This window comes from Methylobacterium frigidaeris (assembly GCF_022179185.1).
In the GTDB taxonomy this organism is placed as follows: domain Bacteria; phylum Pseudomonadota; class Alphaproteobacteria; order Rhizobiales; family Beijerinckiaceae; genus Methylobacterium; species Methylobacterium frigidaeris.
Window position 1 is genome coordinate 25870 of record NZ_BPQJ01000043.1, and the last position, 12404, is coordinate 38273.

The 12404-nt window shown below is 71.6% G+C and carries 11 protein-coding genes; 9 read left to right on the forward strand and 2 right to left on the reverse strand.

The genetic code is table 11. The annotated features are described in order from the left end of the window. The first annotated feature begins 112 nt into the window (after window positions 1–112). The 8 genes from MFF64_RS28985 (at window position 113) to MFF64_RS29020 (ending at window position 9720) form a co-directional block, all read left to right on the forward strand. Complete coding sequence (locus MFF64_RS28985) at window positions 113–1087, forward strand: NAD-dependent epimerase/dehydratase family protein (RefSeq protein ID WP_099908403.1); 975 nt, start codon at window positions 113–115, stop codon at window positions 1085–1087. After that, window positions 1084–1830 (forward strand): SDR family oxidoreductase, encoded by a 747-nt coding sequence (locus MFF64_RS28990; protein ID WP_099908401.1) that lies wholly within the window; start codon window positions 1084–1086, stop codon window positions 1828–1830. The genes MFF64_RS28985 and MFF64_RS28990 overlap by 4 nt, the downstream gene beginning before the upstream one ends. Before the next feature lie 3 nt (window positions 1831–1833). Further along, the gene (locus MFF64_RS28995) at window positions 1834–3228 is read left to right on the forward strand and encodes an NAD(P)-binding domain-containing protein (RefSeq protein ID WP_425324423.1); all 1395 of its coding nucleotides are present in this window, start codon (window positions 1834–1836) and stop codon (window positions 3226–3228) included. A 93-nt stretch (window positions 3229–3321) separates the two neighbouring features. Beyond that, window positions 3322–4935: an ABC transporter substrate-binding protein gene (locus tag MFF64_RS29000; protein ID WP_099908409.1), complete on the forward strand. Its 1614-nt coding sequence runs from the start codon at window positions 3322–3324 to the stop codon at window positions 4933–4935. 5 nt (window positions 4936–4940) lie between these two features. Beyond that, the gene (locus MFF64_RS29005; protein ID WP_099908397.1) at window positions 4941–5972 is read left to right on the forward strand and encodes an ABC transporter permease; all 1032 of its coding nucleotides are present in this window, start codon (window positions 4941–4943) and stop codon (window positions 5970–5972) included. A gap of 18 nt (window positions 5973–5990) precedes the next feature. Beyond that, complete coding sequence (locus tag MFF64_RS29010) at window positions 5991–6866, forward strand: ABC transporter permease (protein ID WP_099908395.1); 876 nt, start codon at window positions 5991–5993, stop codon at window positions 6864–6866. Then, window positions 6866–8527, forward strand: a complete 1662-nt coding sequence (nikE, locus tag MFF64_RS29015) for a nickel ABC transporter ATP-binding protein NikE (RefSeq protein ID WP_099908393.1) — start codon at window positions 6866–6868, stop codon at window positions 8525–8527. The genes MFF64_RS29010 and nikE overlap by 1 nt, the downstream gene beginning before the upstream one ends. Window positions 8528–8793: 266 nt before the next feature. Continuing rightward, window positions 8794–9720 carry an N-carbamoyl-D-amino-acid hydrolase gene (locus tag MFF64_RS29020; protein WP_099908390.1) on the forward strand — a complete coding sequence of 309 codons (927 nt, stop codon included), beginning with the start codon at window positions 8794–8796 and terminating at the stop codon, window positions 9718–9720. A gap of 2 nt (window positions 9721–9722) precedes the next feature. Here MFF64_RS29020 and MFF64_RS29025 read toward each other — a convergent pair whose 3' ends face one another. Both MFF64_RS29025 and MFF64_RS29030 read right to left on the reverse strand, forming a co-directional pair. Then, complete coding sequence (locus MFF64_RS29025; RefSeq protein ID WP_099908407.1) at window positions 9723–10385, reverse strand: aspartate/glutamate racemase family protein; 663 nt, start codon at window positions 10383–10385, stop codon at window positions 9723–9725. Window positions 10386–10511: 126 nt separating this feature from the next. Continuing rightward, entirely contained in the window at window positions 10512–10871 is a 360-nt protein-coding gene (locus tag MFF64_RS29030; RefSeq protein ID WP_238193003.1) for a hypothetical protein, read from the reverse strand. Window positions 10872–10984: 113 nt separating this feature from the next. Here MFF64_RS29030 and hydA point away from each other — a divergent pair, with 113 nt between their 5' ends. Next, on the forward strand, window positions 10985–12382 hold the full coding sequence (hydA, locus tag MFF64_RS29035) for a dihydropyrimidinase (RefSeq protein ID WP_099908405.1): 1398 nt from the start codon (window positions 10985–10987) through the stop codon (window positions 12380–12382). Window positions 12383–12404: the final 22 nt, after the last annotated feature.

A 12404-nucleotide genomic window follows, 5' to 3' on the forward strand; every position in this document is an offset into this window, starting at 1 on the left:
GCCGCCTGCCGGCCCGCTTCCTGCATGAGGGCGCAGATCGATCACGAGGACAGCGCGTGCCGGTACCTCCCCATCGCGACGACCCGGGCACGCCGAGGCTGATGTCGTCACCATGAGCATCGTCATCCTGGGTGGTGCCGGCTTCGTCGGGCTGAACCTCGCCGACGCCCTGCTCGGGCGCGGCATCGCCGTGCGGCTCGTCGACCGGGCGCCGCCCCCGCCACCCCTGCTGGGGGCGCTCGCGGCCCGGCCCGGTGCCCTCTCCCTCGACCTCGGCGACGTGACCGACCCGGCCTGCCTGGACGCGGCGATCCGGCCCGGCACCGACGCGGTGGTGATCGCCGCCGCGGTGACGGCGGATGCCGCCCGGGAGGCGGCGGATCCGGGCACGATCCTTGCCGTCAACCTCACCGCCCTGGTGCCGATCCTCGAGGCCTGCCGCCGGGCCGGGGTGCGCCGGGTGGTGAACCTGTCCTCGGCGGCAGCCTACGGAAGCGTGCAGGGAGAAGTCCTGTCCGAGGACCGTCCGGCGCAGCCGGAGAGCCTCTACGCCGTCACCAAGTTCGCGTCGGAAGCCGTGCTGGCGCGGCTCTGCGGCCATTGGGGCCTCGACGGGGTGAGCGTGCGCCTGAGCGCGGTGTTCGGCCCGTTCGAACGCGACACCGGCTTGCGGGATACGTTGAGCCCGCAGGCGCAGATCTGGGCCGCCGCCGAGGCCGGTACCCCGGCCCTGCTGCCGCGACCCGGCCGGCGCGACTGGCTCTACGCCCCCGACGCCGCCGAGGCCGTGGGGCGTCTGATCGCGGCGGAGCGCTTGAGGTCCCGGCTCTACAACGTATCGAGCCCCGCCGTCTGGCCGGTCCTGGCCTGGGGCGAGCGGGTGGCGCGTGCGCGGCCGGGTCTCGTCTGCCGCCTCGTCGCACCGGGCGAGACAGCGACGATCTCGCTGCACGGCGACCGCGACCGGCCGCCTCTCGCCACCGACCGGCTGCGCGGCGAACTCGGCTGGGAGGCGGCGCACGGCCTCGAAGCCTCGGCGGACGCATTTCTGGCCTGGCAGACGCGATTGCGGGAGAAATTTTCGTGAGGCTCGACGGCAAGGTCGCGGTGGTGACGGGGGGCGGCTCCGGCATCGGCGCCGCGACGGCACGGCTCTTCGCCGAGGCCGGCGCCCGGGTGGCGGTGATCGACCGGGACGGCCCGGCGGCGGAGGCGGTGGCGGCCGAGATCGGCGGCCTGGCCCGCCTCTCGGATGTCGGCGATCCCGGCACCGTGGCGGCCGACGCCGCCGCCATCATCGCTGCTCTCGGTGGCATCGACGTGCTGGTGACGGCGGCGGGCTTCTCGGTCGGCGGCACCGTCGAGACCACCGATCCGGCCGACTGGGATGCGGTGTTCCGCGCCCATGTCGGCGGCACGTGGCTCTGGGCCGGACAAGCGGTGCCGTCGATGCGGGGCCGGGGCGGCGGCGCGATCGTCACGGTCGCCTCGCAGCTGGCGCTGGCCGGCGGACGCGGCAACAGCGCCTACATCGCCGCCAAGGGCGCGGTGCTCAGCCTCACCCGCACCATGGCGCTCGACTTCGCCGCCGACCGCATCCGCGTCAACGCCGTGGTGCCCGGCGCGATCGAGACCCCTCTGCTCGCCCGCAGCTTCCGCCGGGCCGCCGACCCGGACGCCGCCCGCGCGGCCTCCGAGGCCCGGCACGCCCTCAAGCGCCTCGGGCAGCCCGAGGAGGTCGCCCGGGCTGCCCTCTACCTCGCCAGCGACGCCTCCTCGTTCACCACCGGCGCAGCCCTGCCGGTGGAGGGGGGCTGGCTCTCCGCCTGAAGGATCTGCATGTCCCTCGACGCTCTCCTCGTCCGAATCCGCGACGAGATCGCCCGCACGGCCCATCCCCGCGCGCCCTGGCTCACCCCCCGCACCGGCCTGGATGGGGAGCCGGCCTACGATGTGATCGTGGTCGGGGCCGGGCAGTCCGGACTCGCCATCGCCTTCGGGCTGATGCGGGCACAGGTGACCAACATCCTGGTGCTCGACCAGGCGCCGAAAGGCCAGGAAGGCCCCTGGCTCACCTATGCGCGCATGCGCACCCTGCGCAGCCCGAAGGATTTCACCGGGCCGGATCTCGGCCTGCCGGCGCTCACCTACCAATCCTGGCACGAGGCCCGCTACGGGCAGGCCGCTTGGGACGCCCTCGACCTGATCCCCCGGGAGGACTGGGCCGCCTACCTGGCCTTCGTGCGCGACGCGACCGACGTGCCGGTCGAGAACCGCGTCACCGTCACCGGCATCGCGCCGGCGGACGGGCTGCTGGCCGTGACCGACGCGGACGGCACGGTGCGCTACGCCCGCAAGGTGGTCCTCGCCACCGGCCAGGAGGGGGCCGGCTCCTGGGCGATCCCCGAGGTGCTGGCCGACCTGCCGGCCGGTCGCGTCGCCCGCACCGACGACCCGGTCGATTTCGCGGCCTTCGAGGGCCAGCGCGTCGCGGTGATCGGCGCCGGCGCCTCGGCCTTCGACAATGCGGCGACGGCTTTGGAAGCCGGCGCCGCCGAGGTCACCCTGCTCTGCCGGCGCGCGGAGGCGCAGGTGGTTCAGCCCTATCGCTGGCTCACCTTCGCGGGCTTCCTGCGCCATCTCGGCGACCTCGACGATGCCTGGCGCTGGCGCTTCATGAGCGCGGTGATGGGCCTGCGCGAGGGTTTCCCGCAGGCGACCTGGGACCGCTGCGCCCGGCATCCGAACTTCCGCTTCCGCCCCGGCGCGCCCGTCCGCGCGGCGCGGATGCAGGGCGGCGCGGTCCTCCTCGATACGCCGCAGGGCACGGTCGCCGCCGATCTCGTCATCGCCGCCACCGGCATCGCCATCGATTACGCCGCGCGGCCCGAACTATCAGCGTTTGCTCACAACATCGCCACCTGGGGTGACCGCTACGCCCCGCCGCCGGAGGAGCGCGACGACCGCCTGTCCACCTATCCCTATCTCGGCGACGACTACGCCTTCGCCGAGCGCGAGCCCGGCCTGACGCCGTGGATCACCGACATCCACCTGTTCGGCATCGCCTCGACGGTGAGCCACGGCCCGTCCGGCTCGTCGATCAACGCCATGACGACCGCCGTGCCGCGCCTCGTCTCCGGCCTCACCCGCGGACTGTTCACCGCCGACCTCGACCGGCACTGGGCCGACTTCCGCGCCTACGACGTGCCGCAGGCGGTTCTGCGCTGAAGCCCCCGGACGCCCCGTGCTGGAACGCTCCTTGCTAGACGTCCGGCCGACCGACCAGGGATGCAGGAAGGGATGGGCGTGACGAAGACCAGCATGCGGATGGGCGGCCTCGCCGGCGCCCTCATCGTCGCGCTCGCGGTGGGGGCGGCGCCGGCTCTGGCCCAGAGCCGGGCCGAGACCCTGCGCTACGTCACGGGCGCTTCGGTCAACACCCTCGACCCGACGATGCCGGGCACCACCCGCGAGGCCTTCGCGATCAGCCTCAGCACCTACGACCGTCTCGTCACCTTCGGCCGCAAGAAGCTCGGCGACAACTGGGTGTTCGACCTCGACACCATTCGCGGCGAGCTGGCCGAGCGCTACGAGGTCAGCCCCGACGGCCTGACCCTCACCTTCTACCTGCGCAAGGACGCCAAGTTCCAGGACGGTACCCCGGTCACGGCCGACGACGTGAAGTGGTCGCTCGACCGCGCCGTCTCGGCGAAGTCGCTCGCCGGGCCGCAGCTCCTCACCGGCTCGCTGACGAGCCCCGGCCAGTTCACGGTGGTCGATCCCCACACCTTCAAGGTCACGCTGCCGAAGCCCGACCGGCTGGCGCTGCCGAACCTCGCCACCGTCTACGCCATCGTGATCAATTCCAAGGCCGCCAAGGCCCACGCGACGCCGGAGGATCCCTGGGCGCAAAGCTGGCTCAAGGACCACGCCGTCGGCAGCGGCGCCTACAGCGTCGACGTGTTCAAGCCCGGCGAGCAGGTCGTGCTGAAGCGGAACGCCGACTGGACCGGGGCGGCGCCGGACAAGCCGGCCGGCTTCAAGCGCGTCATCGCCCAGACCATCCCCGATCCGGCGACCCGCGCCAACCTCGTCGAGAAGGGCGACGCCGACATCGTCATCGACCTCCAGGCCAACGACGCGCTCGCGCTCAAGGAGCGGGGCAAGCTCAAGGTGATCGCCACGCCGCAATTCAACGCGGTCACGCTGATCTCCTTCAACACGAAGATGCCGCCCTTCGACAAGGTCGAGGTGCGCCAGGCCCTCGCCTACGCCCTGCCCTACGACGCGATGTTCAAGGCCGCCCTGTTCGGCCGCGGCAAGCCGCTCTTCGGGGCGACCTGGGGTGAAGGCGATCCGCAGCCGGTCTTCCCCGTCGCCCAGCCGGTGACCCTCGATCTGCCGAAGGCCAAGACGCTTCTCGCCAAGGCCGGGCTGCCGGACGGGTTCTCGACCACATTCAGCTTCAATGTCGGCCAGGCCGCCACCGCCGAGCCGATGGCGGCGCTCATCCGCGAATCGCTGGAGAAGATCGGCGTCAAGGTCGAGATCCAGAAGCTGCCCGACGCGCAGATGTCGACCCAGGTCAGCGAGAAGAAGCTGCCGTTCTTCACCGAAGGCATCGTCGCCTGGCTGCCCTCGCCGGACTACTTCTACCGCAACTTCTACACTGGCAACCAGCGCTGGAACTACAGCTCGATCGACGATCCCGAGATCAACGAGATCGCCGCGAAGGCCCGCTTCGAGCGCGATCCGGCGAAGTACGACGACGACGCCCGGGCCCTCAACCGGCGCAACTTCGCCCTGATGCCGCAGATCCCGATCTGGCAGCCGAACCAGGACGCCGTGATGGCGCAATCGGTCGAGGGCTACACCTACCAGTTCCACCGGCAGGTCGATTACCGCGACCTGTCGCGCAAAGCCGCGGAGAAGTAGGCGGGATGGCTTCCGCCTCCGGCATCGCCCGGCGCACCGGGCGGCGCTTCCTGTCCTCGCTGCCGGCGCTGCTCGGTGTCCTGGTCTTCACCTTCCTGCTGATGCGGGTGCTGCCCGGCGACCCGGCGGTGTTCTTCGCCTCCGGGCCGAATGCCGGCAAGGCGGAGATCGAGGAGATCCGCCGCCAGATGGGCCTCGACAAGCCGGTGCCCGAGCAGCTGGTGCGCTACCTCGGCGACGTCGCCCGCGGCCAGCTCGGCCGCTCGATGACGACCGGCCAGCCGGTGCTGACGGATCTGCGCCAGCGCCTGCCGGCCTCGCTCGAACTCACCTTCACGGCGCTGGTCATCGCGCTGCTGCTGGCGATCCCGCTCGGCATCGCGGCGGCGCTCCGGCCCGGCTCGGCGGTGGACCACGCCGTGCGCTTCCTCTGCGCGCTCGGAGTCTGCGTGCCGACCTTCGTGTCGGGGCTGTTGCTGATCTATGTGTTCTATTACCTGCTCGGCGTCGCCCCCGATCCCACCGGCCGCATCGACGTCTTCGCGGCGAGCCCGCCGGACATCACCGGCTTCCTGCTCGTCGATTTCCTCCTCGTCGGCGACTGGGAGGGCTGGCGCGCCGCGGCGGGGCAGCTGGTACTGCCGGCGCTCACCATGGCGCTGTTCGTGCTGGCGCCGCTCGCCCGCATCACCCGGGCGGCGATGCTGAGCGTGCTCGGCAGCGACTTCATCCGCACCGCCCGCTCGCTGGGCCTGCCGCGCCGGCGGGTGATCGTCACCTATGCCCTGCGCAACGCGATCCTGCCGGTGCTGACCATCGCGGGCATCGTGTTCTCCACCATGCTCGGAGCCAACGTGCTGGTCGAGAAGGTGTTTTCCTGGCCCGGCGTCGCCTCCTACGCCCTCGATGCGCTGCTCGCCTCCGACTACGCACCGGTCCAGGGCTTCGTGCTCCTGATGGCGAGCCTGTTCGTCGTCGTGAACCTCACGGTCGACGTGCTCTATGGCCTCGCCGACCCGCGCGTCTCGATCGAGTGATCCGATGCGAGTGATCCGATGAACGCCGTATCCCCCACCCTCGCGCCCCCGCCCAGCACCTTGCAGCACGCCGGCCACGTCCTGCGCGAGAATCCGCTCACGGCGGTTGCCGCCGCCGGCGCCACGCTGCTCTGCCTCGTGGCCGTCTTCAGCCCCTGGCTCACCCCTTACGATCCCGTCGCCTCCGACGTCTCGGTGGCGCTGCAGCCGCCGAGCGCGGCGCACTGGGCCGGCACCGACCAGCTCGGCCGCGACGTGCTCAGCCGCATCATCGCGGCGACGCGGCTCGATCTCGCCATCGCGCTCTCGGCGGTGAGCCTGTCCTTCGCGCTCGGCGCGGTGATCGGGGGGGTGAGCGGCTATGCGGGCGGGCGGCTCGACCGGGTGGTCGGGCGCCTCGTCGACGTGCTGATGGCCTTCCCGCTCTTCGTGCTGGCGATGGCGCTGGTGGCGGCGCTCGGCAACCGGGTCGAGAACATCGTCGTCGCGACGGCCATCATCAACCTGCCGTTCTACATCCGCTTCGCCCGGGCCGAGGTGAACGTGCGGCGCGACGCCGGCTACGTCGAGGCGGCGCGGGCGGGCGGCGAGGGCCACCTCGCGGTGGTCCTGCGCTTCCTCCTGCCGAACGTCCTGCCTGCCATGGCGGTGCAGATCTCACTCAACCTCGGCTGGGCGATCCTCAACGCGGCGGGCCTGTCCTTCATCGGGCTCGGCGTGCGCCCGCCGACGCCGGAATGGGGCATCCTGGTGGCGGAGGGCGCGCGCTTCATCACCACCGGCAAGTGGTGGCTCGTGGCCTTCCCGGGCCTCGCCCTGATGCTGGCGGTGCTGTGCTTCAACCTGCTCGGCGACGGCCTGCGGGACATCCTCGATCCCCGGATGCGGACCTGATGCAGCCCTCTCTTCTCTCGGTCGAGGACCTGAAGGTCACCTTCGCGACCCGTCGCGGCCCGGTCGAGGCCTTGCGCGGCGTCTCCCTCGCGGTTGCGCCTGGCGAGAGCCTCGGCCTCGTCGGCGAATCGGGCTCCGGCAAGTCCGTCACCGCCTTCGCGGCGGCGCGCCTCCTCGACCGGGCGGGGCGCATCACCGGCGGCCGGGTCCGCTTTCGCGGCCAGGACGTCAGCCGGCTCTCGGCGGCGGACCTGCGGGCGGCGCACGGGTCGGCCATCGGCATGATCTTCCAGAACCCGCGGGCGGCTCTCAACCCGATCCGCACCATCGGCCGGCAGCTCGCCGACGTGCTGGTGGCGGGCGGCCTCTCGAAGGCCCAGGCGCGGGAGCGGGCCCTGGAGAGCCTGGAGGCGGTGCGGATCCGCGACGCCGCGCGCCGCCTCGACGCCTACCCGCACGAGCTCTCCGGCGGCATGTGCCAGCGGGTGATGATCGCGCTGGCGCTGGCCTGCCGGCCGGCGCTCCTCATCGCCGACGAGCCGACCACCGGCCTCGACGTGACCACCCAGAAGACCGTGATGGACCTTGTCGCCCGGCTCACCGCCGAGCGCGGCATGGCGATGATCCTGATCACCCACGATCTCGGCCTCGCGGCGCAGTATTGCGGCCGCATCGCCGTGATGGAGCAGGGCCGCCTCGTCGAGGAGGGCGAGCCCGGAACGCTGTTCTCGGCGCCCCGCCACCCCTACACGAAGCGCCTCGTGGCCGCCTCGCCGACCCCGACCTCCACCCTGGCCGACCTGGTGCCGGAGGGTGCGCGCCCCTCCGCATCCCCGCGACCGGCCCCGGCGCCCGGCACCCCGGCCCTCCTCGAGGTTCAGGGGCTCGGCAAGCAGTTCGGAGGCGCCATGGCGGTGGAGGACGTCTCCTTCTCGCTCCGCGAGGGCGAGAGCCTCGGCCTCGTCGGCGAGTCGGGTTCCGGCAAGAGCACCACGTCGCGGATGATCTGCCGCCTGCTCGATGCGAGCGAAGGGCGGATCCTGTTCGACGGTGAGTCGATCGGCACGATCCCGGCCCGTGACTTCCACCGCTCGCCCCACCGGCGCGCGATCCAGATCGTGTTCCAGGACCCGACCGACAGCCTCAACCCGCGCTTCTCGGCCTTCGACTGCATCGCCCACCCGCTGAAGCGCCTGACCGCCTTGCGCGGCGAGGCCCTGCGCCTGCGGGTGTTCGAGAGCGCCGAGCGGGCGGGCCTGCCCGCCGCCCTCCTCGACCGCTTCCCGCACCAGCTCTCCGGCGGCCAGAAGGCCCGCATCGGCATCGCCCGGGCGATCGCCGTGAAGCCGCGGCTCCTCGTCCTCGACGAACCGACGGCGGCCCTGGACGTCTCGGTCCAGGCCGGGGTGCTGCGCCTCCTCGACGACCTGCGCCGGCAGGACGGCCTCGCCTTCCTGTTCGTGAGCCACGACCTCAACGTGGTGCGGATGATGTGCGAGCGCACCCTGGTGCTCCAGGGCGGGCGGGTGGTCGAGGAGGGCGTCAGCCGCGACCTCTTCCGGACCCCGCGCACCGCCTATACGCGGGACTTGCTGGCCGCGATCCCGCATTTCCGGCCGGGGGCGCCGCGGGGACTCGCGGCGGCGGAGCCGGCGGCGTGAGGTCGACGCGGCGGAGGTGCTCGCATCCCACCCGCGACCTCATCCCGAGGCGCCCGGCGATCGCAGATCGCTGGGCCTCGAAGGAGGCCCCCAGAAGCCTCCGCGATCCCAGAGGCCTCCGCGATCCCAGAGGCCTCCGCGATCCCTGGAGCCCGCCTCCGCGGCTCCGCGATCTGCGATCGCTCCACACCTCAGGATGAGGTCGTGGGTGGGATAGATCCCACGGTCAAAACTCTTCAATCACGAACTCTTGCAGGTTTTTTCTCATGCGCGTGATCCGCACCGCCGCCGCCCAGCTCGGACCGATCCAGAAGGCCGAGGACCGCGACAGCGTCGTCGCCCGGATGATCGCCCTGATGGACGAGGCGAAGCGCCAGGACGCCGACCTGATCGTCTATCCGGAACTGGCGCTCACCACCTTCTTCCCGCGCTGGTACCACGAGGATCGGGCCGAGGCCGATCACTGGTTCGAGCGCGAGATGCCGGGGCCGGCCACCGCCCCGCTCTTCGCCCGGGCGCGCGAGCACGGCATGGCGCTATCCTTCGGCTACGCCGAGCTGACGCCGGAGGGCCGGCACTTCAACACCTCGATCCTGGTCGACCGCGACGGCACCATCGTCGGCAAGTACCGCAAGGTGCACCTTCCCGGCCACGACGAGTTCGATCCCGAGCGCAGCCACCAGCACCTGGAGAAGCGCTACTTCGAGCCCGGCGATCTCGGCTTCCCGGTCTGGCGGATGCTCGACGGCATCCTCGGCATGTGCATCTGCAACGACCGGCGCTGGCCCGAGACCTACCGGGTGATGGGTCTGCAGGGCGTCGAGATGGTGGTGCTCGGCTTCAACACGCCCTCGGTCAACGCGCAGCGCAACGCCGAGGGCATCGAGGAGCGGCTCTTCCACCACCGCCTCTCGGTCCAGGCCGGCGCCTACCAGAACGGGACCTGGGTCGTCGCGGTGGCCAAGGCCGGCGACGAGGACGGACACCACCTCACCGGCGGCACCCTGATCGTCGATCCGAACGGGAAGATCGTGGCGGAACTCCCCGGCGAGGCCGACGGGGTGATCGTCCACCCCTGCGACCTCGACGAGACCCGGTTCGGCAAGGAGACGATCTTCGACTTCGCCCGCCACCGCCGCATCGAGCATTACGGCCGCATCACCGCCCAGACCGGCGTCGTGCTCCCCGAGTGATGTCAGGCGACCGCCACGATCCCGATCGCCATCGCCACCGCGGCCTGCGTCGGGTCGATGACCGGGGTGCCGAGCTCCTGCTCGAGGCCGCGCCGGTGCACCGCCATGCCGGCGCAGCCCATCACGATGACGCCGGCCCCATCCCGGTCGCGCAGGTCGCGGCCGACGGCGATCATCCGGGCGAGCGTGTCCTTGCCGCTCGCGGTCTCGGCGACCGTCATCTCCAGCGCCCGCTCGCCCGCCAGCCGCTCGCTCACGCCCATCTGGCGCAGGGCGCGCAGGTGGCGCGGGATCGAGCGGCTCGCCACCGCGATGACGCCGAACCGGTCGGCCCGGGCGAGCGCGGTGAGGATCCCGCACTCGGCGATGCCGAGCACCGGCCGGTCGGTCGCCTCGCGGCAGACGTGGAGGCCGGGATCGGAGTAGCAGGCGATCACATAGGCGTCGGCGGATTCCCGCCGCACGAGGTCGCGCAGCGGCAGCGCCACCTGCTCGACATCGGCCTGCGACTGGATGCCGAACGGCCCCTCGGCAAGCGTGCGGCAGTCGATGGCGATGCCGGGGCGCACGAGCGGCGCGAGCGCCGCGTCAAGACCGCGCGTGACGGCGTCGTTCGAGTTCGGGTTGATGACGAGGATGCGCCGGTCGCAAGCCCTATCGGTCATCTGCATGGTGGTCCCCTGGTGTGGCAGGCCTCGAGCCTAGCAAGTTTCGGGCGCGAGGCCCGTCACGGTTCGGCTGCTGTCAGAAGCGCCGCTTCGATGAAGGAGATGCGGGACATGCCGCGAGCCTCAGCCGCCGCGTCGGTCAGGCGCAGGAGCGCCGCGTCGATCATCAGGTCGACGCGTGCCCGGTGCCGGATCCGGCGCGATGATCTGGATCAGGCCGCCTTCCATCATCGCCATGGCCTCGGGATCGGCACACAAATCGGCCAAGCTGCGCGCGGGAGGCAGCGGATCGCCCTCGGCACGCATGACGGCCAGATGGCCGGACAGGGCCTCGCGCCCGCTAGCGATGGCGGCCTCGAAGGTCTCACAACTAGACACCTTGCCCGGCTTCGTCGGATGCTTGAAGTGGCGATCGCTGCCTGTGGTGGAATGCCAGACCCAGCCGTCCCGCTCCAGTTCGCCGATCAGATCCCTGGAATCCATCGGCAGCCCCGCGCGTCCCACCGGGCGCGATCATGACACGGGCGGGCGACCTGCCGGAAGGCATTCCGAACGCCCACTCCCTCCTCCTCTCCGCGAGCCAGAGCGTGACGCGTATGTCCGATTCCACATTGCCCACCTTCGACACCGTGATCCGCGGGGGCACCGTCGCAACCGCGAGCGACGTCTTCTCCGCCGATCTCGGCATCAGCGACGGCCGGATCACCGCGATCGGCCTCGATCTCGCCCCCGGCCGGCGGGAGATCGACGCGACGGACAAGCTGGTGCTGCCGGGCGGGGTCGACAGCCACGCCCATATCGAGCAGCTCTCGGCCTCCGGGCTGATGAACGCCGATACCTGGGAGAGCGCCACCCGCTCGGCGGCGCTCGGCGGCACCACCAGCGTCATCGCCTTCGCGGCCCAGCATGTCGGCATGGATCTGGCGAAGGTCGTCGAGGATTACACGGCGCTGGCTCGGGCCGGCGCGGTGATCGACTACGCCTTCCACCTCATCATCGCGGACGCGACCGAGAAGGCGCTGACGCAGGACATCCCGGCGCTGGTGCAGGCCGGGCATTCCTCGCTCAAGGCGTTCATGACCTATGATCGCCTGCGGCTCGCCGACGAGGCCTTGCTCGACCTGATGGCGGCGGCCAAGGAATCGGGCGCGCTCGTCTGCGTCCACGCCGAGAATCACGGGCTGATCGCCTTCGCGAGCCGGCAGCTGCTCAAGGAGGGCAAGACGGCGCCGAAGTACCACGCCGCCAGCCATCCCCGCCTGTCAGAGTCGGAGGCCTTCGAGCGGGTGGTGCGGTTCTCGCAGTTCCTCGACCAGCCGGTGATGATCTTCCACGTCTCGACGGAGGAGGGCGCCGCGATCCTGCGCCGGGCCCGCGGCGAGGGGGCCAAGGTCTATGCCGAGACCTGCCCGCAATACCTCTTCCTCACCGAATCCGACCTCGACCGGCCGGGCCTGGAGGGGGCGAAGTGGATGTGCTCCCCGCCCCTGCGCGAGGCCCGCGACCAGGAGGCGCTGTGGCGCGCCCTCGATCTCGGGGACCTCCAGACCGTCTCCTCCGACCACGCGCCCTACCGCTACGACGAGACCGGCAAGCTCAAGGCGGGCCCCGGCGCGACCTTCAAGGAGATCGCCAACGGCATGCCGGGCCTGCAGATGCGTCTGCCGCTCCTGTTCGACGCCATGGTGTCGGGCGGGCGGCTCGGCCTGCGGAAATTCGTCGAGATCACCGCGACGGCGCCGGCCCGGATCTACGGCCTCGCCAACAAGGGCTCGGTGGCGGTGGGCCAGGATGCCGACCTCTGCCTGTGGGATCCTTCACGGCGCGTGACGCTCTCGGACGAGATCGTCGAGGACCGCACCGGCTTCACGCCCTATGCCGGCCGTACGGTGACCGGCTGGCCCGAGACGGTCCTGTGCCGCGGCCGGGTCATCGTGGAGGGTGGCGCGGTCACGGCGGAGGCCGGCAGCGGCGCGCCGATCAGCCGAGGCTAGCCGTCGGAACATCCGACGGGCC

What these genes read in the sequence shown, in the direction of transcription:
- MFF64_RS29010 (WP_099908395.1), top strand. Translation starts at nt 5,991, where the DNA reads ATGAACGCCGTATCCCCCACCCTCGCGCCCCCGCCCAGCACCTTGCAG.
- MFF64_RS29000 (WP_099908409.1), top strand. Translation starts at nt 3,322, where the DNA reads ATGCGGATGGGCGGCCTCGCCGGCGCCCTCATCGTCGCGCTCGCGGTG.
- MFF64_RS29030 (WP_238193003.1), bottom strand. Translation starts at nt 10,871, where the DNA reads ATGGATTCCAGGGATCTGATCGGCGAACTGGAGCGGGACGGCTGGGTC.
- hydA (WP_099908405.1), top strand. Translation starts at nt 10,985, where the DNA reads ATGTCCGATTCCACATTGCCCACCTTCGACACCGTGATCCGCGGGGGC.
- nikE (WP_099908393.1), top strand. Translation starts at nt 6,866, where the DNA reads ATGCAGCCCTCTCTTCTCTCGGTCGAGGACCTGAAGGTCACCTTCGCG.
- MFF64_RS29005 (WP_099908397.1), top strand. Translation starts at nt 4,941, where the DNA reads ATGGCTTCCGCCTCCGGCATCGCCCGGCGCACCGGGCGGCGCTTCCTG.
- MFF64_RS28985 (WP_099908403.1), top strand. Translation starts at nt 113, where the DNA reads ATGAGCATCGTCATCCTGGGTGGTGCCGGCTTCGTCGGGCTGAACCTC.
- MFF64_RS29025 (WP_099908407.1), bottom strand. Translation starts at nt 10,385, where the DNA reads ATGACCGATAGGGCTTGCGACCGGCGCATCCTCGTCATCAACCCGAAC.
- MFF64_RS29020 (WP_099908390.1), top strand. Translation starts at nt 8,794, where the DNA reads ATGCGCGTGATCCGCACCGCCGCCGCCCAGCTCGGACCGATCCAGAAG.